Origin of the sequence: Streptomyces sp. NPDC001796 (assembly GCF_042892355.1) — a bacterium.
Taxonomy (GTDB): domain Bacteria; phylum Actinomycetota; class Actinomycetes; order Streptomycetales; family Streptomycetaceae; genus Streptomyces.
Genome location: NZ_JBIAUC010000017.1, coordinates 113,119 through 134,898 on the forward strand (window position 1 = coordinate 113,119; position 21,780 = coordinate 134,898).

Consider the following 21,780-nt stretch of genomic DNA (forward strand, 5'->3'; position numbering starts at 1 on the left):
AGGGATGCCTGGGGATCTTCCGGTCCAGCTCCAAACAAGCGGTCAACTTTAGTACGTCCCCGCTGAGACCAGGACGTTCCGTTGTGCAGCGGGTCGGCCGGAGCCGTCCGGAATCAATCATTCCGGCGCGCTGACATGGGGATGTGTCATCGTGACGAGATATCCCCCACATCTGGCCGTGACCGGGCTGAGGGCCGCGAGGACCACGGCCTCGCGGCCCTCGCAGTCATCACTCATCCATTGGCTGCGAAGGGACTTGACGTGGCGCCGGGTCGCCCGCCGGTCATCAGTGGCGGCCGGCCGGCAGCACCTGGACCGTGTCCCCGACCGCCCGCTCACCGGTGGCGTCCGAAGGGCGGTTGACGAGGGCGCCGTCGACGGCCATCGCGGTGGACCCGCCGCCGTCGAGGTTGAGGGCCTCGACGGCGCCGAGGGACCGCATGAACTCCGCGGCCTCCCGCAGGGTGAAGCCCTCGCTGCCGCCGGTCAGCCGCCCGTCCACGGTGACCAGCAGAAGCCGTCCCCGGGCGTCCACGCCCGCCATGGTGCGCGGCTGGCGTACGTTCGCCCACGCGTAGCCGAAGGACAGATCCTGCGGGTCGACGGTGCCTTCCGTGGCGGCGTCGATGTCCACCCGGCCGTCCTTCACCAGCGTCGGCGCCGCGCTGACGATGCTGTCGCCGTGGCCGAGCCGGACGCGCCTGCCGTCGCTGTCGCGGACTGTCTCGTCGACGCCGATCCGCTGCCCCGGCCGGGCGTGGGCGGTGAGCCAGTCCGCGGCCGAGCCGATGCCCTGGAGCACCGTGCCGCCCGCGGGGACCCGGCCGCCGCGGGCGCCCACCGAGACCACGCGTCCCTTGCCGTCGAGCACCGCCTGGACACCTGTCCCGGTGGGCAGGCCGGTGCCGAAGGCGGGGGTGAACAGGACGAGGTCGTCGGTCTCGTGGCAGGTGACGTCCTGCCAGGGCAGGCTGCTGGGGGTGGCACCGGGCCGTCCGCAGTCCCTGACGATGCCGGGCACCCGGTCGATGCCCTGGACCGCGTACGCGGAGCCGTCGGCCCGGGCGGTGACGGTGCTCGTGAGATCGGCGACACGGATGTGCCGACCGTCGTCGCCGAGGACCAGGGCCGCCCGCGCGCCCGATGCCATCGACTCCAACTGCCCGTCGTAGGCGGCGATGCCGGACTGGGTGCCCTGCACCCCGTCCGCGTCCGACGTGACGAAGAAGCCGCCGTTGACCCCGACGAGGGAGCCCAGCTTCGCGGCGACCGACGAGGTGGTCTCGCGTTGCGCCACATCGCCGTCGTGGGTGGCCTCCACGGTGCCGGTGAAGGCACGCGGGTCGACCACGGCGACATGGATGTTCTCCACGTCGGAGGGCCGCTCCGCGTCGTACCCCGTCCAGGCGGCCGCGGCGTGGAAGCCGGCCGCCGCCACCGCGTTCGCGGCGCTCTGCGCCTGCGCCTGCGTGGTGTAGGAGCCAACCCGCACGCGCAGGCCCATGGTGCCCTGCGGTGTGTCGGCATACGCCGGCCAGCGGACGGTCTCCACACGCGGCTGGAAGCCGGCCTCACGCAGCAGCGAGGCGGTGGCGTCCGCCCAGGAGCGCGGGCCGACCTCGGCGTCCACCGGGGCGCCGGTCAGCCGGCTGGTCACCGGACGCCTGACGGCCACGGTCCACGACGGCGCCGCACCGGCGTTCCGCAGGGTTCCGGTGCGGACCTCCACGCCGGGGGCGAGCGCCTGTGTCGTCCACTCCCCGACCGCTGGGGCGGGGGCATCGGCCTGTGCCGCGGAGCCGACGCCGAGCGGTGCGACGGCGGCCACCACGGCCAGCGTGGCGTGCAGAGTGCGGACTCGGGCGGAGGTGCGTCGTATGCCGGGCATGGGACCTCGTTCGATACGTCCGGGATGTGATGGCCAGATCCCATCCCTTCGACGCGACGGCGGGGCGAAGCAGCCGTGAACGGTTGCCCAAGGCGGTGCGGACGTCCAGGCCCGGCAGGCGCCGCGACGCCGTTTCCGCCTGTGCCCCGAGGGAACCCGAGGGTGGTCCCGAGACCGACCGGAGAGACCGACCGGAGGCACGGACATGAGTGATCGCAAGGACCACCGCGGCAGCGGGCACGCACGGGGACGTGACCCTGGCGAGCCGGGCGCCCACTCCGGCGCGGAGAGCCAGGCGCAGGAGCGCACGGTGCCCGGTACGGCGAGCGCCAAGGAGGGCTACCAGACCGAGCGCGGCACCACGGCGGGCAAGCCCCTCGAAGGTGTCGAGAAGGACGAACGGGCCCGGCAGGAGCCGGACACCGGTACGGACGAGCGCGGGACGGGCTGAGACGCCACCGACACCTGACCCGGTGGGGTGGCTCTCGGCCGGGTCACCGTGCGGGAGTTCCCTGCCGGTTCGCCTCCACGGCCACCGTGGTGGTGACGCTCACCAGGCACGGTCTGCGGGGCGTCGAGCCGAACCCGAACCGCACCGGGGGTTCGACCGGTGCCAGGGAACCGAGGTCCTCCCCTTCGTAGACGGCCCGGGCCCCGGTGACAGGACGCAGGTCCTTCGCCCCGTACCACTCGTACCGGCCGGCGCCCGCGCTGCCGTGGGTGCGCACCCCCAGCAGCGCCCTGGCGGCCGGGGCCACCAGTACGGCCCAGGCCGGACGGGCGGCGAGCCGACCGGGCACGGCTCTCAGCAGCAGGCCCATGGGCCCTCTGCCGCCGGTGACGAAACGGAGGTCGAGCGGTGGGGCCGCGACCGACCATCCACCGCGGCCGGCCTCGACGCCGACCGGTACGACCCGGACCTCGTCGAAGACGTAGGTGCCGGCGACGAAGCGCGCCGTCTGCGCGGAGGGGGCCAGAAGGACACGGTGTCCGTCCTTCCGTTCGAGCATCACGTCGCTGAACGGACCGAACGGCGACCGCGCCCAGAGACCCAGCACCATCCGCGTCCCCGAAGACGTGCCGATCCCCGCGATCCACCCGTCGAACCGCAGCCGTACGCGCCCGTCGCGCCCCCGGCCGACGGGTCGCGCGCTCGTGCCCGGCACGCGTCACCGTTCCTTCCCGCGGTCACCGCCTTCGACACACTCGGGCCGCAGTACCCGGGCACCACCTGACAAAACACTTGGACCGTCGGGGGAAGCGGACCACGGGGGCACGACCGGGCCGGGGCGCGACCGGGCCGCCGGGGCGTCGCGCCCTAGACCAGGTCCGTCCCGCTGTCGGCCGGAGGACGTCCGGTTCTGATCATGTGAATGACGGCCTTCTCGATCGCGCCCTGCGTCGCCGGGACACCGAAGGCAGCCCCGTCCCCCAGCCGGTCCAGGCTCGGGGCGACGGTGATGCCTTCCTCGAAGAGTTCGATCACGCGCGGGTTGATGTAGGAGGCGCGGCAGACTGCCGGCGTATTTCCCAGGTGGTCGGCGACCTCCCCGACGGCACGGGCGATGGCCCGGCGTCGCCCGGTCTCGCTGCGGGCCGCGGGTTGTGAGACCCCCAGGGCGACGGAGGCCAGGACGGTGGCGTGCCAGGTACGGAAGTCTTTCGCGGTGACGGCCACGCCGCTGACCTCCTTCAGGTAGGTGTTGAGGTCGTCGCCCGAGACCTCGTGCCAACTGGGCGGCTGCCAGTAGGCCAGCAGTCGGTCGCCTTCCCCTCGCCGTCGCAGCAGGGACGTGAGCGCACGGAGTACGGCGTCGTCCCCCACGGCCTGGACCAGTTCCCTGCCGTGTTTGGCCGGGTAGCTGAAGACGATGCGTCCCCGTGAGGCTCTGGCGTGCCGACGCAGCAGCGTGGTCAGGCCGTAGGAGTTGTTCATGTCCGCGTAGCGCTCGCTTCCTATGCGGAAGAAGCCGAGGTCGAGCAGGCGCGCGCCGGTGGCGAGGACACGGTCGCGGGTCAGTCCGCGCCGGCCGAGGTGCGCTTCCACCGCTTCCCGCAGGCGCGGCAGGGCGTCGGCGACCTCCAGGACGTGCTCGTGTTTGCTCTCCTCCTGCTGGGCCCGGAACCGGGGGTGGTACAGGTACTGGCGGCGTCCCGCGGCATCGGTGCCGACGGCCTGGAGGTGGCCGTGGGGGTGACGGCAGATCCATACGTCCTTCCAGGCGGGAGGAATGACCAGCCCCTTGATCCGCTCGATCTCCGACGCGTCCGTCAGAACGTTCCCGGAGGCGTCGAGTTACTGGAACCCCCGGCCGCGGCGCCTGCGCGTGTAGCCCGGATCGCAGGGACGACTGTGACGCAGACGCACCTCATCACCCTCCACACGGCTCGATCGGCAGGCGATGGCCTCCTGACGTCCGGCTGCCGACTTCTGACGGCGTGACCGGTACCCTCATCCGGACCCGTCAGTCGCCCGCCGGGGCACGGTGCGGATTTGCCTTCGAGTGGGCTTCAACCCGCACACTGATCACGGCGGAATCCGACCGCGGACGGGAAGGGCGGCAGCACGTGGGGACGACGAGCCGGGCAGGGCACCCTCTGCCGTACGACATCTACCGGCAGGCGATCGAGCGGGAGACGCTGCGCTTCGCCGAGGTGGTGAAAGGTGCGGACCCCGGGACCGCCGTACCCTCCTGCCCCGGCTGGACCCTGGCCGAACTCACCCGGCACGTCGGGTCGTTGCAGCGCTGGTTCAGCACGCTCCTGACCAGGCTGGTGCAGGAGCCTCCGCGCGGCCGCGACGTGGAACTCGGGCTGCCGGAACGGGCGCAGGAGTATGCCGACTGGGTGGCGGCGGGCGTGCCCGCGGTGGCCGAGGTGCTGCGGGCCACGGATCCTCAGGCGGGGATGTGGGCCTGGGGTGAGGACCAGCATGCGCGGTTCTGGGCCCGCCGGATGCTGTGCGAAACGCTGGTGCACCGGGTGGACGCGGAGCGGGCAGTCGGCCGGGATTCGGAGATCGACCCGGCGCTGGCGGCGGACGGGGTGGACGAGTTCCTCGTCAACCTGCCCTACGCGGGTCTCTTCGCGCCGGCGGTGACCAAGCTGAACGGCAACGGTGAGGTCATCGCCTTCCGGTGCGCGGACTCGGCCGGCGGCGCCGGCGAGGAGTGGCGGGTGCGACTGGATCCGGACGGCTTCCGCCTGTTGGCACCGGCAGCAGCCGATGCCGCGCCGGCCGGGGCGTTGACGGCGGAGGTCCGGGGGAAGACGGCGGACCTCCTGCTCCTCCTCTACGGGCGGCGGTCGTACCAGGAGTCCGCGTTCGACGTCTCCGGAGAGGTCGCGGTACTGGACCACTGGTTCGCCCACACGGCCTTCTGATCCGCGGTGAGGGCTGACCGCCCTGAGGGAAGAGCAAGCAAACAAATTCGATCAGGAACGCAACAGACTTCGGCTGCCGCAACGTTTCTCATGCGTGGTCGCCCGCAAGGCCAACCCTTCGGTTTGGCATGGTGGTTGCCCGAAATCTCGGACGGTGGGGGCACGCGACCTCCGTCGAGACACACGAGAGGCTTCTCCCAGTCGGTCAAGGATCAACAAAGTCAAACGCGCATCTTGACGCAACTGAACACGTCCGACTCTCATGGGTCCCCGCCGGGCACCTGAAGAGAGGGACGAAACCATGTCCGAGGGAACACCCCGTCGGCCCGCCGACCGGTGGCGGCGCGGAGCCGCCGCCTTTCTGACGTTTCTCGGAGCCGTGGCGGCGCTGCTGCTCCCGGCGACCGAGGCGCATGCTGCCACCGTGCCGTTCACCACCGGCGCCGCACGCACCGACCAGAACGGGAACGCGCTACAGCTGCACGGCCTCGGCATCGTCAGGGTGGGGAGCACCTGGTACGGGTTCGGCGAGGACAAGACCGGCGAGACCTCGTCGGACACGTCGTTCCAGGACATACCCTGCTACACCTCGAGCGACCTGGGCGCCTGGACCTACCAGGGCGTCGCCCTGGCCAGACAGGGCAGCGGCGACCTGGGGCCGGGCCGCATCGTGGAGCGTCCCAAGGTCATCTTCAACGCCTCGACGAACACGTACGTGATGTACATGCACATCGACAGCACGAACTACTCCGAGGCCAAGGTCGGCGTGGCGACCAGCAGCACCCCGTGCGGCCCCTACACCTACCGGGGAAGCTTCCGGCCGCTGGGCAACCTCAGCCGTGACATCGGGCTGTTCCAGGACACCGACGGCACCGCCTATCTGCTGAGCGAGGACCGCAACAACGGCCTGCGCATCGACAAGCTCTCCGCCGACTACCTCTCCGTGGACAGCGCGGTGGCGGTGCTGGGCGCCAGTGGCGGCAACAGCGTCGAGGCACCCGCCATGGTGAAGGTCGACGGCGTCTACTACGTGTTCGGCTCCCACCTCACCGGGTGGAGCCTGAACGACAACATCTACGCCACCGCCGCGACACTGGGCGGCCCCTGGTCGGCGTTCCGGAACTTCGCCGCTCCCGGAACCCACACCTACGGCAGCCAGACGGCGAACGTCATCACGGTCCAGGGCACCTCCGGGACGACCTACATCTACGCGGGCGACCGCTGGAACACCTCCGACCTCGGCTCGTCCAAGCTGATCTGGCTGCCGCTGACCATCAGGGGCCGCACGGTGAACCTCGGTCAGTACCCCACGTGGTCCCTCGACGTCGGCGCGGGCACCTGGACCGCCGACAGCGGCGTTCCCGCGGCAGGCGTCCACACCCTGACCGACGTCAACAGCACGCTGCTGATGGACGTTTCGGGCGCCTCCACATCGGGCGGCGCCAAGGTCATCCAGTGGACGTCCACCGGCGGCGCCAACCAGCAGTGGACCTTCACCCGGGTCGGGGACAACGTCTACACGCTGAAGAGTGTCAACAGCGGCCTGTGCCTGGACGTCCCGAACCAGTCGACCGACACCGGCGTTCAACTGCAGCAGTGGGCCTGCAACGGCGGCACGAACCAGCAGTGGTTCCTCGACCTGGTGGGCAGCTACACCGGCAGCACGTACATGCTGGCCGGTGTGGGCAGCGACCTGAACATCGGTGTGACGGGCGGTTCGACCACCAAGGGGACGGCGGTGGACCAGGAGACGGGCACCGGTGCGACGAGCCAGCAGTGGAGTCTCTCCTGATGCCGTGAGAGGACGTTCCCCGCACGGACCTCCCGTGCGGGGTGACTCCCCCAGCCGCGTCACCGGTGGCGCAGCAGCATCGCCGCGTCGTCCTGGAGCGGCCGCTCACATGCTGGAGCAGGTCCTGGCGCAGGGATTCCAACGCGGCCTCGGGTCCGGTTCCTTACGCGGCGCGGCCGCCGTACGTGCGCCTGCCGCGCCGATGGGCGATCTCGCCCAGCGCGACGTCCACCGCGATGAACGCCGCGAGCGGTATGCCGAGCAGCGGCACGAAGTAGCCGAGGACCGCGATCGCCGCCACGCAGGGCACGAGGATGTGTGGCGGCACGTGCTGCCAGGCGCCGCGCGGGATCGGCCGCCCGAACGCGCCCGCCCGGCCGCGCTGCCACCACATGCGGTATCCCCAGACGATCAGCAGGACCAGGCAGAGCGCGAGGGCCATCAGGGCGATCTGGTTGACGATCCCGAAGAGGACGCCGGTGTGCAGGTCGATGCCCCAGCGGGTCACCTTGGCGAGGACCGGATAGTCCGCGAAGCGCACGACGTCGGTGACCTCGCCGGTGGCGGGATCGACGGCGACCGAGTCCTGCTTCTCGGGCCAGCTGCGCTGCACCTGCCTCACGACGTACGCGGAGGTCGCGTCGGCGGGCGGGACGATCTCCACCGGGTCGCTCAGCCCCTTCCCTCGTGCCGCCGCCAGCACCGCGTCGAGGCCCACGCCGTGCTCGCCGCCCCTGGTGGCCGTCGTGGAGCCGTGACCCGCGTGCTCGCCGCTCACGGCCGCCGAGACGGACGGGGTGGCCTGGCCGAGCGAGGTGCGCAGTTCGTCGACGTTGGCCCCCGCGTAGGCGGACCAGGTCAGGCCCGTCGCCGAGAGGAAGAAGAACCCGGCGGCGGCCCACACGCCGACCGTGCCGTGCAGACCGAGGGTGCGGCGGCGGCCGCTCGTGCCGCGGACCGCGCGCTGTGAACGCCGGCGCGCGAACCACAGCACGAGCCCCCCACCGGCTATCACCCACAGCCAGCTGGCGGCGAGTTCGCTGTAGAGCCGCCCGTTCTCCCCGAGGTGCAGATCGCGGTGGAACTCGTCGATCCAGGTGCGCAGCGGCAGGGCGCCGGTGGAGCCGTACTGCTCCTGGGCGCCGCGCACCTTCCCGGTGTACGGGTCGACGAAGACGGCGAGCGTGTGCCCCTCCGCGATGCCGGGGACACCGGACAGCAGCACCCTGGTGGTGGCGTCCTTCGCCGGGGAAGGCCGTACGGCGGCCGGCGTGCCCTCGGGGTGGGCCCTGCGGGCGGCGGCGACCTGCTCGCTGATCGGCAGCTTGCCGCCGCCGACCGGGACGGTCAGCTCGTCGGCGTAGACGATCTTCTCCGCCTGGAACGAGGCGGCGTACAGGAATCCGGTCAGTGCGGCGACCAGCAGGAACGGGGCGACGAGAAGTCCGGCGTAGAAGTGCAGGCGCAGCACCAGGGGGCGCAGCGGCGCCCATCGCGAAGATGAGGGGGCGACGGACTGCGGGGACTCGTCCGTCGTGGGCAATGGGGCGGTGGGCATCGGCGGGCCTCTCCGGGCTCGTTGCTCAGCGGTGGCGGTCCAGAGGTCGGAGCGGGACATGGCCGAGTTCCGGCAGGGGTAGGTGGCGTGCGTCACACGGAGGCGCCGACGGGGCCGTGGCATGCTGGCGCGATGGGATCTCCGCGTGACCACAAGGCTCCGGCCGAGCAGGTCGAGGAACTGCTCGCCGCCGGCGGCCCGTTGCCGATCGTCGCCGCCGGTCATCCGGTACTGCGCTCCGGCACCGAGCCGTTCGACGGCCAGTTGGGGCCCGCCCTGCTGGCCCGCTTCGTCGAGGCCCTGCGGGAGACGATGCACGCGGCGCCGGGCGTGGGTCTCGCCGCGCCGCAGGTCGGGGTGCCGTTGCGGATCGCGGTCATCGAGGACCCGGCGCCGGTCCCTGAGGAGGTCCGGGTGGCGCGCGGGCGGGTGCCGCAGCCGTTCCGCGTGCTGGTCAACCCCTCGTACGAGGCGGTCGGCACCCAGCGCGCCGCGTTCTTCGAGGGCTGCCTGAGCGTGCCCGGCTGGCAGGCCGTGGTGGCCCGGCACGCCCGGGTGCGGCTGCGGGCGCTGGACGAGCACGGTGCCGCCGTGGACGAGGAGTTCACGGGCTGGCCGGCGCGCATCGTCCAGCACGAGACGGACCATCTGGACGGCACGCTCTACCTCGACCGCGCCGAGTTGCGCTCGCTGTCGTCGAACGAGGCGGTGGCGGCGCGGTGGGGCCGGCCGACGCCGGAACGGGCAGCGCGGGAGCTGGGGTTCACGCTGCCCGACTGAGGCTTTTGGCGTCAGCCCCGGTAAGCCTCCAGCAGCCGCAGCCACACCTCGCTGATCGTCGGGAACGAGGGCACCGCGTGCCACAGACGCTCGATGGGCACCTCGCCCGCGACGGCGATGCTCGCGGAGTGGATGAGTTCACCGACGCCGGGGCCGACGAACGTGACGCCGAGCAGGGTCTCGCTGTCCAGGTCGACGACCATGCGGGCGCGGCCGCGGTAGCCGTCGGCGAACAGGTTCGCCCCCGCCACCGACGAGAACTCGACGTCCACGGCGCGCACCCGGCGGCCTGCCTGCTCCGCCTCGGCCAGTGACAGGCCCACGGCCGCCGCTTCCGGGTCGGTGAAGACCACCTGCGGGACGGCCGCGTGGTCGGCGGTCGCGGAGTGGGCGCCCCAGCGGTCCGTCTCCAGCAGCGGAACGTGCGTCGCGCGGGCCGCGATCGCCGCGCCCGCGATGCGCGCCTGGTACTTGCCCTGGTGGGTGAGGAGAGCGCGGTGGTTGACGTCGCCGACCGCGTACAGCCACTCGCTGCCCGCCACCCGCAGGGTGTCGTCGACCGGCAGCCAGGAGCCGGGCTCCAGGCCGACCGTGTCGAGGCCGATGTCGCCGGTGCGCGGGGCCCGGCCGGTGGCGAAGAGGATCTCGTCGGCCTCGAAGCGGTCGCCGGCGTCCGTGACGACCACGACGGTGTCGCCCTCGCGCCGTACCGACTCCACCGAGGTGCCGGTGCGCACGTCCGCGCCCGCCTCGGTGAGCGCTTCGGCGACCAGTTCCCCGGCGAACGGCTCCATGCGCGGCAGCAGGCCCTTGCCGCGGACCAGCACGGTGACCTGGGAGCCGAGGGCCTGCCAGGCGGTGGCCATCTCGGAGGCCACCACACCGCCGCCCACGACGATCAGCCGGCCGGGCACGGACCGGGCGCTGGTCGCCTCACGGCTGGTCCACGGGTTCACCTCGGCGATCCCTGGCAGGTCGGGCAGCTGGGCGTCGCTGCCGGTGCACACGGCCACCGCGTGCCGGGCGGTCAGCACGTGCCGCTCGCCGTCCGGGCCGGTCACCGTGACCCTGCGCGGCCCGTCCAGCCGTCCGTGGCCCCGGTAGAGGTCGGCCCCGATGCCGTCCAGCCAGGAGACCTGCCCGTCGTCCGTCCAGTTCCCGACCTCGTAGTCCCGGTGGGCGAGGACCGCGGCGGCGTCGAGGGGGCCCTGCGCGAGCCGGGCGAGGCCGGGGACGCGGCGGGCGTCGGCGCGGGCGATCACCGGGCGGAGCAGTGCCTTGCTGGGGATGCACGCCCAGTAGGAGCATTCGCCGCCGACCAGCTCGCTCTCCACGACCGCGGTGGACAGGCCGGCCGCACGGGTGCGGTCGGCGACGTTCTCCCCCACGGGCCCGGCTCCGAGCACCACGACGTCGTACGCGATGGATTCCGTTTCCGTCATGGGGACAGTCTGGTGGGTGGTGTGCCCGGTGGCCACACGGGTAGGGCGCGGAATACGTGACCGAGTGTGACAGTTGACGACAGCGGCTCGGCCCCGACATCAGGAAGAGGGATACGCCATGAGCAACACCGTGGAGCTCACCAAGGAGAACTTCGACCAGACGGTCGAGGACAACGACTTCGTCCTGATCGACTTCTGGGCGTCCTGGTGCGGGCCGTGCCGTCAGTTCGCGCCGGTGTACGACAAGGCCGCCGAGGAGAACCCTGACCTGGTGTTCGCCAAGGTGGACACCGAGGCGCAGCCCGAGCTCGCGGCGGCGTTCGGCATCCAGTCGATCCCGACGCTGATGATCGTCCGGGACCGGGTCGCCGTGTTCGCGCAGCCGGGCGCCCTGCCGCAGGCCGCTCTGGACGACGTGATCGGGCAGGCCCGCAGGCTGGACATGGACGAGGTCCGCAAGGCGGTGGCCGAGCAGCAGGCCAAGGCCGAGCAGAACGGCGAGTGACCGCAGCCCGCAGACCGATCAGAAGGGGTAAGTCGCCACGTCCCCGCGCACCGTGGTCCAGCGCAGGTGGGTGAAGGCGTCCAGATTGGCCTCACCGCCGAAGCGCGCACCGGTGCCGGAGGCGGCGAGACCGCCGAAGGGCGCGACAGCCTCGTCGCCCACGGTCTGGTCGTTGATGTGGGCCATGCCCGTCGGGATCCGCTCGGCCAGGTCGAGGCCGCGCGCGGCGTCCCGCGTGACGATGCCCAGGGAGAGGCCGTACGGCCCCTCGGAGGCGAGGCCGACGGCCTCTTCCGCTGTCGTGAAGGGGCGTACGGGTGCGACCGGCCCGAAGACCTCCTCCGTGTAGGCCGGTGTCGTGTCGTCGGCTCCGGCCAGCACCGTCGGCCGGTAGAACAGGCCGCGGTACGTCCCGCCCGCCACGAGCTTCGCGCCGCGGGCGGTGCTGGCCGCCACCAGCCCGTGGATCCGGGCGAGTTGGCTCGCGTCGATGACGGGGCCGAGGTGCACCTTCTCGCGGAACGGGTCGCCCACGATGAGCGTGTCGGCCTTGGCGGCGAGCCGCTCGACGTACTCCTCGTACAGCGACGCGTGGACGAGGTGGCGGCCGGTCGTCATGCAGATCTGGCCCTGGTGGAAGAAGGACCCCCAGGCCGCGGTGGAGACGACGGCGTCGAGATCGGCGTCCTCGAGGACGATCAGCGCGGAGTTGCCGCCGAGCTCCAGATGGACCCGTTTCAGGTGGTGTCCGCCGGCCTCGGCGATCGCGCGGCCGGCGGCGGTCGACCCGGTGAAGGAGATCACCGGGACGCGCGGGTCGGCGACCAGTTCCTGGCCCACGTCGGGTCCCCCGGGCAGGACGTGCAGCAGGCTCTCGGGCAGTCCCGCCTCGGCGAACACGGCGGCCACGGCGAGACCTCCGCAGACGGCGGTGCGCGGGTCGGGTTTGAGCACGACGGCGTTGCCGAGGGCGAGCGCCGGTGCGACGGAGCGGACCGCGAGGATCAACGGGGCGTTGAACGGGGCGATCACGCCCACCACACCGACGGGGACACGGCGCGTGTACGACAGCCGGGGTGCCTCCGAGGGCAGGACCTGCCCCGTCGGGTGGGACGCGAGGGCCGCCGCCTCGTAGCACTCCTGCGCCGCGACGTGCAGTTCGAAGCCGGCCTTGTCCGGGACGGAGCCGGACTCGCGGACGAGCCAGTCGCGCAGTTCGCCGGCGTGCGCGGCGAGCAGGTCTCCTGCCCTGCGGAGCACGGCGGCGCGCACGCTGTAGGGGGTCCTGGCCCAGGCTCCCTGGGCGGTGACGGCGGCCCGGACGGCGGTCTCGACGTCCTGTTCGGAGGCGAGCGTGACGGCGCCGAGCGCGTCACCGGTGGCGGGCTCGGTGACGGTGTACTCGGCGCCCGTCAGCGGCTGCGGCTGCCAGGTCCGCGTGTCGAGCAGCATGACGGCTCTCCGATCCGGCACCGGGCGGGGCGCACGGCGCGCGTGGAGGCCCCCAGCCCGCGTGCTCAGCTGGATTCGCGGTGCACGATCCGTGCCCCGAACACCTCGTGCACGTCCGGCACACCTCCAGGATCGCGCACCGCGCGGTCGACCAGCTCGGCGAGATCGCGACCGGACGGCAGTTCGATGTGGACGGTGCTCAGCCGCGGGCGCAGCAGCCGTCCGAGCATCAGGTCGTCGGCGCCGACCACGGCCGTCTCCTCCGGGACGTCCACGCCCTCGTCCTGGAGGGCACGCATCAGGAGCATCGCGTACTCGTCGTTGTACGCGAAGACGGAGTCCAGGCCCAGGGAGCGCCAGCGCCCGGCCAGCCGGGCGGCGGAGTCCTCCTCGTAGGCGAGCGGCAGCTCGGTGACGGTCGCGTCGGTGCCCTCCAGAGCGCGCCGCACGCCTTCGAGGCGGGGCCTGGAGAAGAACTCCAGACCGGGCTCCTCGGGCATGACCACACCGACGCGGCGGCGGCCGCGGGCCAGCAGATGGACCCCGGCGCTGTGCCCCACCCCGTCCTGGTCCAGGAGCAGCGCGTGCGCGCCCTCGACGCGTTCGGAGCCGAGGGTGACGACGGCGCGGGCCCCGGAGCGCTTGAGGACGTGGACGCCCTCGGGGCCGAGGCCGCCGCCGGGCACGATGACCGCGACCGGTCGCAGTTCCGCCCAGGCACGGGCCGCCTCGTCGCGGTCGAGGCCGATGCCGCCGTACTGCACGACCGTGTAGTCGAGCCGGCTGAGCGCCCACTGCAGTTCGCTCAGGAACCGGCTGTACAGCGGGCCCGCCGGCACGTTCGGGGAGGGCATGAGCACCATGCGGCTGTGTCCGGCGCGCAGGGAGCGGGCGGCTGCGTGCGGGACGTACCCCAGCTCCTTGGCGGCCTCGTGGACGCGGCGGCGGGTGGGTTCGCTGATGCGTACGGCGCTGGTGTTGTTGAGGACGTAGGAGACGGTCGCGCGCGAGACACCGGCCAGGCGCGCCACATCGGCACTCGTCGGCACGGCGGGTGGTGCGGGCGACGAAGGGACGGGCTGTTCCGGTATCTGCACCATGACGTACCGCATCTTCGCAGAACGCGCGCACCGCGCGTTCCTGGGGTGGCTCGTGGCACCAACCACCCCTCCGACAAGGGAAGTTGTGCAATCACCCGCATAGGACGCCCGCACAGGTTACCGTTCGGTAGAAGACGGTTCCGCGGAGGTGTCCCCATGACGTCCGACCGCATTCCGGGACCTGCGGAGTGCGCCCGCGCGCTCGCCGCCGGGGAGATGACCTCCCGGGAGCTCGTGGAGCGCACGCTGGCCCGGATCCAGGCGGCGCAGCCCACGGTGAACGCGTTCCGCGTGGTGCGCGACCGGGCCGCGCTCGCCGAAGCGGAGGCGGCCGACAGGCTGCTGGCGGCCGGGGTGCGGCGGCCGCTGCTCGGGGTGCCGGTGGCGGTCAAGGACGACATGGACGTGGCGGGCGAGCCCACCGCGTTCGGCTGCCCGGGCGACTTCCCGCCGGCGGCCGAGGACGGCGAGGCGGTACGGCGCCTGCGGGCGGCAGGCGCGGTGATCGTCGGCAAGACCAACACCTGCGAGCTGGGGCAGTGGCCGTTCACCGAGGGGCCCGCCTTCGGCGCCACCCGCAATCCGTGGAACCTGCGCCACACACCGGGCGGCTCGTCCGGCGGATCCGCGGCGGCGGTCGCGGCGGGCCTGGTGCCTGCCGCGCTGGGCTCGGACGGCGCCGGGTCGATCCGTATCCCGGCCGCCTGGACGCACCTGGTCGGCATCAAGCCGCAGCGCGGCCGGATCTCGACCTGGCCGAGCCCCGAGTCCTTCTACGGCATCACGGTCAACGGCACGCTCGCCCGTACGGTCGCGGACGCGGCGCTGCTCCTGGACGCGGCGAGCGGGAACCACGACGGCGAACGGCACCGGCCGCCCACGCTCGACGTCGCGGCCGCGGTGGGACGCGACCCGGGCCGGCTGCGGATCGCGCTCTCGCTGAAGCCGCCGTTCACGGCGCTGCCGGCGCGGCTCGATCCCCGCGTACGGGAGCGGGTGCTCGCGCTCGCGGAGCGGCTCGCCGCGCTCGGGCACGTGGTCGAGGAGGCGGAGCCGCGGTACGGGCAGATCGGGCTGGCATTCGTGCCGCGGGCGACCGCAGGCCTGGCCGAGTGGGTGCGCAGGGTGCCGTACCCGGAGCTGCTCGACCGGCGCACCCGCGACGCCGCACGCCTGGGCCGGCTGCTCGGTGGGGCTCCGCTGCGCGTGGCGCGGCGGGCGGAGGCGACGCTGCACCGGCGTGTGGGGGCGCTGTTCACGACGTACGACGTCCTCCTCACGCCGACGACGGCCGCTCCCCCGCCGCGCATCGGAACGCTGGCGCACATGAACGGCTGGAACACCGACCGGGCGATGATCGCGGCGTGTCCGTACGCCTGGCCGTGGAACGTACTGGGCTGGCCGGGGATCGGTGTGCCCGCGGGTTTCGTCGGTGACGGTCTGCCCGTGGGCGCACAGTTGCTCGGCCCGGCGAACAGCGAGCCTCTTCTGGTGTCGCTGGCGGCCCAGTTGGAGGCGGACCGGCGCTGGGACGGGCGGTGGCCGCCGGACGCGGCCGCCCTGGACGCTCCGGCGACGCAGGAGCGTGCGGACCGTACTCTGTGACCATGGACGATGCGCCGATGGTCGGCTTGATGGGACGTGTCACGGGTACCGTCGGGCCCGGACTGGTCGGCGAGGTGATCGTCCGCGTGCGCGGCGGGGCCGAGCACTTCCTCGCGTATCCCGCGGACGGGACGGGCCGCATCGAGCGGGGCGCGGTGGTGATGGTGGTGGAGTATCTTCCGCCCCGAACCGTCTACGTCGAGGCCATGTACGACAGTTGAGCCGCTCTCACCGCAGGTGAGAGGCGCAGGCGTCAAGATTGCAACAAGGTTCCGTCAGTGTCTTCTCCCGGGGCTTGCGCAGGCGCACACTCGCCTTCGTTCGGTGCCGACCCGGCACCAGGCAAAGGGGGCGTATGCCGATGGTCATCGGCGTCGTCGCGGGGGCTGTCGTCCTCGCGCTGCTTGTCATCGTTGGGATCTTCAAGCTCATGTGGCGTGTCGCGGAGCCCAACGAAGCACTGATCATCTCCGGTTCGAAGCATCGGACGGAGGGTCTCGAGGAAGGGATGGGCTTCCGCATCGTCACGGGGCGCGGCACGCTGGTGCTGCCGGGCGTGCAGGCGGTGCGCAAGTTGTCGCTCGACCTCAACGAGACGGAACTGCACGTGGACTGCGTGACCCATCAGGGCATTCCGCTGAAGGTGCGGGGCGTGGTCATCTTCAAGGTGGGCGACGACTTCGTGTCGATCGCCAACGCCGCCCGCCGCTTCCTGGACCAGCAGAAGCTGATGTCGGAGCGCGTGCACAACGTGTTCGCCGGTCATCTGCGGTCCATCGTGGGCGGGTTGACGGTCGAGGACATGATCCGCGACCGGGAGAAGCTCACCGGGCAGACCCGGGCCGCCTGCGGAACGGAGATGGAGAAGCTGGGTCTGATCGTGGACTCGCTGCAGATCCACGAGATCGAGGACCCGACGGGGTACATCCGGAACCTGGCGGCGCCGCACGCGGCTGCGGTGCAGCGGGACGCGCGCATCGCGCAGGCGGAGTCGAACCGTCTCGCCACCGAGGCGGAGCAGCAGTCGTTCGCGCGGATGGCGGAGGCGACGCGGGACAGCGAGATCCTCCAGGCCGGGTACCAGGCCGAGCGGGACAAGGCGGCCGCAAAGGCGCGCCAGGCCGGTCCGCTCGCGGATGCCGCGGCCCGTCAGGAGGTCGTTGTGCAGGAGACCCGGGTCGCGGAGCTGGAGGCGCACCGGCGCGAGCAGCAGCTCCAGGCCGATGTCCGCAAGCCGGCGGACGCGAAGGCGTACGAGAAGCGCACTCTGGCCGAGGCCGAGCGTGACGCGCGGATCTCGGCGGCGCAGGCCAAGGCGAAGGAGACCGAGCTGGCGGCGGCGGCCGAGGCGACGCGGGTCAAGGCGGCCGCGGCGGCGGAGGCCGAGGCGACCAAGTCGCGCGGTGCGGCGGCGGCCGAGGCGACCCGCGCGACCGGTGAGGCCGAGGCGGCCGCGGCTCAGGCGAAGGGCCTGGCCGAGGCGGAGGCGACCCGCGCCCAGGGCCTCGCGGAGGCGGAGGCCATCAAGGCGCGCGCCGCGGCCCTCGCGGACAACCAGGAGGCCGTGGTCGCGCAGCAACTGGCCGAGAGGTGGCCGGAGATCGTCCAGGCGGGCGCGTCCGCCTTCGGCAACGTCGACAACATGGTGCTGCTCAACGGGGCGGACGGCATGGCCGACATGTTCGCCAAGGCCCTGACGATGGGCGGCACCGGCCTGGGGCTCGCCCGCCAGTTGCTGTCCTCGATGAACCAGAACGGCACACCCCCGGCCGGCTCGGGGACGGCCGGGCTCAACGGGTTCGTGCCGCCGCGGCCGGAGAAGGTGACGGTGGAGAAGGACGAGGGCTGAGCCTCTCGGCAGTGAGGCGCTGAGGCTTCGGGCGTACGGGACTCGGATCCCGTACGCCCGAAGCGCGTTCCGGGGCGCGGCACCCGGTGACCCCGGCGGGCCGGGCCCCGGCTCGGGCGGCCGGGGCCTCGATGGTGACTCCGATGAGATTCACGCCACCGCCTTGACCGGTGATGCCGACGTGCGGGCCCGAATCCGGACCGCGCCCGGCAAGGGTGCGCGTCACCGCGCCGCGCGTGATGGTGATGCGGAGGGCACAGTGAGCCGCAGCGGGAGTCGCGCCATGGAATACCTCGTCACGATGACCACCCACGTCCCCGAGGGCACACCGGAGGATGCCGTCGCGGACATCCGCGCCCGTGAGGCCGCGCACTCGCGTGAGCTGGCCGCACAGGAACACCTGCTCCGCCTGTGGCGTCCGCCGCTGCGGCCCGGCGAGTGGCGGACGCCGGGGCTGTTCGCGGCGGAGGACGACACCCGGCTGGAGGAGGTGCTGGCCTCGATGCCGCTGCGCGTGTGGCGCACGGACGAAGCCACACCGCTGTCACCGCACCCGAACGACCCCTCCCCGACGGCGCCCGGACGGGCGGGTGCCCAGGAGTTCCTGGTCCACTTCACTCGCTCGGCGGCCGAGGGCACACCCGCCCGGGTGATCGACTCGGCCACCGAAGCGGAGGCGGTCCGTGCGCGGGAACTGGCCGCCCAGGGGCATCTCGTACGACTGTGGCAGCTGCCGGGCCAGGGGCGGGCACTGGGTCTGTGGCGTGCCGAGGACACAACCGAACTGGGCGCCGACCTGGAGACGCTCCCGCTGTCACCCTGGATGACGGTCGAGACGACGCCCCTCAGCGAACATCCGAACGACCCGGCACTGACCGCGAGTTGACGCCGTCTCCCGGGAAGGATGGGCCCGGGGCGACGGTGCGCGTCGGCGGACGTACGAGTCCCGTCCCACGGCATGAGGAGGAGCTATGGACATCGCCGGATCGGTGGCCCTGGTCACGGGCGCGAACCGCGGCATCGGCCGGGCGTTCGCCCGCGCGTTGCTCGACCACGGTGCCGTCAAGGTCTACGCGGCGGCGCGCGACCCGGAGAGCGTGAAGGATCCGGACGTCACGCCGCTGCGCCTGGATGTCACCCGGCATGAAGAGGTCGCCGCGGCCGCCACCGCGGCGGGTGACGTCAGCATTGTGATCAACAACGCCGGTGTGGGCGGCTGGGGCACCAAGCTCTTCGAGGGCTCCCTGGACGGCGCCCGTGAGGCGATGGAGGTGAACTTCTTCGGCACCTGGGCCGTCGCCCGCGCCTTCGCACCCGTCCTGGCGCGCAACGGGGGCGGCGCCCTGGTGAACATGCTCTCGGTGGCGTCCTGGGCGAGCCGGCCCGGCTGGCCCGGCTACGCGGCCTCCAAGGCGGCGCAGTGGTCGCTGACCGGTGCGCTGCGCGAGGGGCTGCGGGAACAGGGCACCCTGGTGGTCGGGGTGCACGCGGGCTTCGTCGACACGGACCTGGCCAACTGGACGGACGCGCCGAAGATCGGCGCCGGGGACGTCGCCGAGCAGACCATGCGGGCTCTGGCCGACAACCGGGCCGAGGTCCTCGCCGACGAGCGGACCAGACAGGTCAAGGCGGCCTTGTCCCAGCCGCTCGGCGACAGGGCCCCGTGACGGACCGGCGGGCGGCCCGCATCCGTGTCAGTTCCCCCTCCAGATGTTGTCGAAGGCCGCCTTCTCGATGGCTCGCCGTTGTCGTACGGCCGTCAGTTCCGTCACCGCGTCATCGACGGCGGCGAGCACCGTCGTCACCGCCTCGTCGGTCTCCTCCGGCAGCTCTCCGGCGGGTGTCTCACGGATCCCCACGGCCGTCGCCAGTGCGGCGAGCACGGGCTCGGCCTCGGCCCATCGGTCCGCCGCCCGCTGCCGTGCGGCGGAGTCGGCCAGCACCGCCTCACCGGTCCAGGACGGCAGCAGCCGGCGGCGCTGCCGCTTGAGCAGTCCCTCGTCCTCGAAGGCGGCCAGATACGCCGAGGACAGATCACGCCCCCGGCGCCAGAGCCAGTCCTCGACCGTTTCATGGGGCGTCTGCCGGACGAGTGACGCCGCGGCCTCCCGCACCAGGCGGTCGTCGGTCACCGGCGGATCGCCCGGCACGAGGAGGTCTCCGTCCAGCGTGAGGGCCCGGGCGTCCCGGAGGTCGAGCAACTCCGCTCCCGCGAGCGCGAGCGAGAGATCGCCCGGTTCGGCGGAACGGCCGGGTGCCGCGTCCAGGGCGACGATCAGCAGGTCCCGTGCAGTGGTCATGTGCGGCTCCCCGTCAGTGGCTGCGGTGACGGTACGTCGTTGAGCGGCCGTCCCGACAGCCCGACAGTAGCGCGGCTGCGTCAGTGACGGTCCGCCGAAGCCGGTACGGCGTCCGCCGCGGCGGGCCCGCCTCCCGGGGCGCTGCCCCGTACGACCGCCCGGTGGCACGGGGAACCGATACGCAGGGCGCCCGCGGCGAGGACCACGACGGCGGCCAGGGGCAGGACCTGGCCGACGGCGGCGGCCAGGGGCAGGGCCTGACCGACGACCCAGGCGTCCACGCCCCCTTCGCCGACCTGCGCATGGACCTCGCCACCCGCGAGGTCACGCGCGGCGGCCCCAGCGGATGCACCCCCGGCGAACGGCCCCGATCCTTGGAGGGAGGGGGCAGATCCGCGAAGGAGGGTGTCATGTCCGTGATGGACAAGCTGAGGCAGATGCTCAAGGGCCATGGCGAACCCATCGGCGAGGACCACGACAAGGCGGGACAGCCCGCCGGCGAGCAGCCTCACGGCGCGCAGCCCGGTCAGGTCGACAAGGGGCCGGACGCGCTCAGGGAACAGATGCGGTCCCGGCCTGAGCAGGACAACCCGCCCCAGCCGTAGCCGGAGCCATGGCGAATTGACGCGGCGTCACCAGCCGACCCGCTCGGCGCGCCTGCGCCGTGACGCTCTACCGTGAGCCGCGTGACTGCCTTTACCGAAGAAGACGTCCCCGGCCGCTACGGCCCCTCCGCCACCACGGAGGCCGACCCCCGCGAGGTGGGCCGGGTACGGACCGAGTACTCCCCCGCGCACGACGGCGACCCCGACCCCGGCGAGATCGTCTGGACCTGGGTGCCGTTCGAGGAGAACGACGGGCGCGGCAAGGACCGCCCGGTGCTCGTCGTCGCCCGTGAGGCGGCGGGCACGCTGCTGGCGGTGCAGCTGTCCAGCAAGCGGCACGACGGTGACCGGGAGTGGGTGCCGATCGGCAGCGGGCCCTGGGACCGGTCGGGGCGCGAGTCCTGGGTGGACGTGGACCGTGTCCTCCGGGTGCACGAGGCCGGCATGCGGCGCGAGGCGTGCGCGCTGGACAGGATGCGGTTCAACCTCGTGGTGCACCGGCTCCGGGAACGCTACGGCTGGAACTGAGCCCGGCGTCAGGCGGCGCCCACCGGGGTGCCGAAGGCACGCTCGAACGCCGCCCGCGTCGTCCTCCCCGGTGTGCGGTCCAGCACGGCGAAGACGACCTCCTCGAAGTACCCCGTGAACCGGCCCTGGGCCAGCAGCCCGTGGAACGCCCCGGCCACCTGCGCCGGGTCGTTCCGGAACACCCCGCAGCCCCAGGCGCCCAGCACCAGGCGCCGGTAGCCGCAGGCCGCCGCCGTCTCCAGCACGCGCTCGGCGCGGGTCGCGAGAGCGCGCGGCAGTTCGATCGCGCGCTGCGGCGCCCTGTGCAGGACCACGCCGGCGTTGGGCGCGGCGGCGGTGAGGAAGCCGACCGTGTACGGCTCGTCCAGCAGATGCCCGTGGTCGTCGCGGAAGACGGGCACCGCCGGTGAATGGATGACACGGTCCGTGTAGAACGGGTCGCGGTGCGCGCGGTGGTGGTCGTAGAACTCCACGACCCCGCTGATGCACTCGTACAGCGCGGAGGACCGGCACAGGGCCTCCTCCTGGGCCTGCGCGCCGTTCAGGAAGCCGCCGCCCGGATTACGCGCGGAGGCGAAGTTCAGGACGGCCACCGGATCACCCGACCGGCCGACAAGGCGCCGGGCGGCTTCCAGGCTGCTCTCGCCGGTGACCTCCAGGACCCCGGTGACCTGGACGGCCGGCGGTATGTCCACCGCGTCCGGGCCGTACATCCGCGTGCGTGTGCGGGCGGCCTCGACCGCCGCGGCGATGGCCACGGTACGTCCGTCGGGCGCGCGGTAGGCCCCCGCCGCCACGATCTCCTGCGTCTGCCGCGCGATCCCGCGCAGGCGCGCGCTCACGGCGCCACCCCCGTGGGCGCCGTGAGCGCGCCGCGCGCCCGCTCCCCCGGCGTGGCGCCGATCTCCCCCGTCGTGCTCATGAACGCATGGTGAGCGATGCTGGTCTCACGCCGCAACAGAGTTTCGCGGTCCCGGAAACAACGGCTCGCG

Annotated in this window: 21 protein-coding genes and 1 pseudogene; 12 read left to right on the forward strand and 10 right to left on the reverse strand. The window is 72.7% G+C overall.

Annotated elements, in window-relative coordinates; genetic code table 11:
* Nucleotides 1-286: 286 nt before the first annotated feature.
* Nucleotides 287-1,888, reverse strand: coding sequence for a phosphodiester glycosidase family protein (locus tag ACFYZE_RS27925; RefSeq protein ID WP_388999652.1), 1,602 nt, complete (start codon nucleotides 1,886-1,888; stop codon nucleotides 287-289).
* 205 nt (nucleotides 1,889-2,093) lie between these two features.
* On the opposite strand from ACFYZE_RS27925, the gene ACFYZE_RS27930 reads away from it, so the two are divergent.
* The gene (locus ACFYZE_RS27930) at nucleotides 2,094-2,339 is read left to right on the forward strand and encodes a hypothetical protein (protein ID WP_388999655.1); all 246 of its coding nucleotides are present in this window, start codon (nucleotides 2,094-2,096) and stop codon (nucleotides 2,337-2,339) included.
* A gap of 43 nt (nucleotides 2,340-2,382) precedes the next feature.
* On the opposite strand, the gene ACFYZE_RS27935 is transcribed toward ACFYZE_RS27930, so the two are convergent.
* On the reverse strand, nucleotides 2,383-3,054 hold the full coding sequence (locus tag ACFYZE_RS27935) for a hypothetical protein (protein ID WP_388999658.1): 672 nt from the start codon (nucleotides 3,052-3,054) through the stop codon (nucleotides 2,383-2,385).
* Nucleotides 3,055-3,206: 152 nt separating this feature from the next.
* Nucleotides 3,207-4,256, reverse strand: a pseudogene (locus ACFYZE_RS27940) (DNA topoisomerase IB).
* A 200-nt stretch (nucleotides 4,257-4,456) separates the two neighbouring features.
* On the opposite strand from ACFYZE_RS27940, the gene ACFYZE_RS27945 reads away from it, so the two are divergent.
* On the forward strand, nucleotides 4,457-5,272 hold the full coding sequence (locus ACFYZE_RS27945; protein ID WP_388999661.1) for a maleylpyruvate isomerase family mycothiol-dependent enzyme: 816 nt from the start codon (nucleotides 4,457-4,459) through the stop codon (nucleotides 5,270-5,272).
* Between the two features lie 301 nt (nucleotides 5,273-5,573).
* A complete protein-coding gene (locus ACFYZE_RS27950; RefSeq protein ID WP_388999664.1) occupies nucleotides 5,574-7,064 on the forward strand; it encodes an RICIN domain-containing protein in 1,491 nt (496 codons plus the stop codon).
* A 163-nt stretch (nucleotides 7,065-7,227) separates the two neighbouring features.
* On the opposite strand, the gene ACFYZE_RS27955 is transcribed toward ACFYZE_RS27950, so the two are convergent.
* Nucleotides 7,228-8,622, reverse strand: a complete 1,395-nt coding sequence (locus ACFYZE_RS27955; protein ID WP_388999667.1) for a PepSY-associated TM helix domain-containing protein — start codon at nucleotides 8,620-8,622, stop codon at nucleotides 7,228-7,230.
* Between the two features lie 132 nt (nucleotides 8,623-8,754).
* On the opposite strand from ACFYZE_RS27955, the gene ACFYZE_RS27960 reads away from it, so the two are divergent.
* Nucleotides 8,755-9,402 carry a peptide deformylase gene (locus tag ACFYZE_RS27960; protein WP_388999670.1) on the forward strand — a complete coding sequence of 216 codons (648 nt, stop codon included), beginning with the start codon at nucleotides 8,755-8,757 and terminating at the stop codon, nucleotides 9,400-9,402.
* An 11-nt stretch (nucleotides 9,403-9,413) separates the two neighbouring features.
* On the opposite strand, the gene ACFYZE_RS27965 is transcribed toward ACFYZE_RS27960, so the two are convergent.
* The gene (locus ACFYZE_RS27965) at nucleotides 9,414-10,844 is read right to left on the reverse strand and encodes a dihydrolipoyl dehydrogenase family protein (protein ID WP_388999673.1); all 1,431 of its coding nucleotides are present in this window, start codon (nucleotides 10,842-10,844) and stop codon (nucleotides 9,414-9,416) included.
* A gap of 73 nt (nucleotides 10,845-10,917) precedes the next feature.
* Between ACFYZE_RS27965 and trxA the strand changes: the two genes are divergently transcribed.
* A complete protein-coding gene (trxA, locus tag ACFYZE_RS27970) occupies nucleotides 10,918-11,349 on the forward strand; it encodes a thioredoxin (RefSeq protein WP_388999676.1) in 432 nt (143 codons plus the stop codon).
* Between the two features lie 18 nt (nucleotides 11,350-11,367).
* Here trxA and ACFYZE_RS27975 read toward each other — a convergent pair whose 3' ends face one another.
* Together ACFYZE_RS27975 and ACFYZE_RS27980 are read right to left on the reverse strand one after the other, a co-directional pair.
* Nucleotides 11,368-12,801, reverse strand: coding sequence for a benzaldehyde dehydrogenase (locus ACFYZE_RS27975; RefSeq protein ID WP_388999679.1), 1,434 nt, complete (start codon nucleotides 12,799-12,801; stop codon nucleotides 11,368-11,370).
* Nucleotides 12,802-12,866: 65 nt separating this feature from the next.
* On the reverse strand, nucleotides 12,867-13,901 hold the full coding sequence (locus ACFYZE_RS27980; RefSeq protein WP_388999681.1) for a LacI family DNA-binding transcriptional regulator: 1,035 nt from the start codon (nucleotides 13,899-13,901) through the stop codon (nucleotides 12,867-12,869).
* A 156-nt stretch (nucleotides 13,902-14,057) separates the two neighbouring features.
* On the opposite strand from ACFYZE_RS27980, the gene ACFYZE_RS27985 reads away from it, so the two are divergent.
* From ACFYZE_RS27985 to ACFYZE_RS28005, 5 genes are all read left to right on the forward strand, one after another.
* Entirely contained in the window at nucleotides 14,058-15,506 is a 1,449-nt protein-coding gene (locus ACFYZE_RS27985; protein WP_388999684.1) for an amidase, read from the forward strand.
* Between the two features lie 2 nt (nucleotides 15,507-15,508).
* On the forward strand, nucleotides 15,509-15,727 hold the full coding sequence (locus tag ACFYZE_RS27990; protein ID WP_258053385.1) for a hypothetical protein: 219 nt from the start codon (nucleotides 15,509-15,511) through the stop codon (nucleotides 15,725-15,727).
* A 134-nt stretch (nucleotides 15,728-15,861) separates the two neighbouring features.
* Complete coding sequence (locus ACFYZE_RS27995) at nucleotides 15,862-17,355, forward strand: flotillin family protein (RefSeq protein WP_388999687.1); 1,494 nt, start codon at nucleotides 15,862-15,864, stop codon at nucleotides 17,353-17,355.
* A gap of 283 nt (nucleotides 17,356-17,638) precedes the next feature.
* On the forward strand, nucleotides 17,639-18,241 hold the full coding sequence (locus tag ACFYZE_RS28000; protein WP_388999690.1) for a muconolactone Delta-isomerase family protein: 603 nt from the start codon (nucleotides 17,639-17,641) through the stop codon (nucleotides 18,239-18,241).
* Between the two features lie 85 nt (nucleotides 18,242-18,326).
* A complete protein-coding gene (locus ACFYZE_RS28005) occupies nucleotides 18,327-19,022 on the forward strand; it encodes an SDR family oxidoreductase (RefSeq protein WP_388999693.1) in 696 nt (231 codons plus the stop codon).
* Nucleotides 19,023-19,049: 27 nt separating this feature from the next.
* On the opposite strand, the gene ACFYZE_RS28010 is transcribed toward ACFYZE_RS28005, so the two are convergent.
* The gene (locus tag ACFYZE_RS28010) at nucleotides 19,050-19,655 is read right to left on the reverse strand and encodes a GPP34 family phosphoprotein (protein ID WP_388999696.1); all 606 of its coding nucleotides are present in this window, start codon (nucleotides 19,653-19,655) and stop codon (nucleotides 19,050-19,052) included.
* Between the two features lie 80 nt (nucleotides 19,656-19,735).
* A complete protein-coding gene (locus ACFYZE_RS28015; RefSeq protein ID WP_388999699.1) occupies nucleotides 19,736-19,936 on the reverse strand; it encodes a hypothetical protein in 201 nt (66 codons plus the stop codon).
* Nucleotides 19,937-20,065: 129 nt separating this feature from the next.
* On the opposite strand from ACFYZE_RS28015, the gene ACFYZE_RS28020 reads away from it, so the two are divergent.
* Both ACFYZE_RS28020 and ACFYZE_RS28025 read left to right on the forward strand, forming a co-directional pair.
* Nucleotides 20,066-20,260 (forward strand): antitoxin, encoded by a 195-nt coding sequence (locus ACFYZE_RS28020; protein WP_388999702.1) that lies wholly within the window; start codon nucleotides 20,066-20,068, stop codon nucleotides 20,258-20,260.
* An 81-nt stretch (nucleotides 20,261-20,341) separates the two neighbouring features.
* Nucleotides 20,342-20,788: a type II toxin-antitoxin system PemK/MazF family toxin gene (locus ACFYZE_RS28025; protein WP_388999705.1), complete on the forward strand. Its 447-nt coding sequence runs from the start codon at nucleotides 20,342-20,344 to the stop codon at nucleotides 20,786-20,788.
* Between the two features lie 8 nt (nucleotides 20,789-20,796).
* Here the strand turns inward: ACFYZE_RS28025 and ACFYZE_RS28030 are convergent, their stop codons facing one another.
* Nucleotides 20,797-21,630: a TIGR02452 family protein gene (locus ACFYZE_RS28030; RefSeq protein WP_388999708.1), complete on the reverse strand. Its 834-nt coding sequence runs from the start codon at nucleotides 21,628-21,630 to the stop codon at nucleotides 20,797-20,799.
* Nucleotides 21,631-21,780 lie beyond the last annotated feature (150 nt).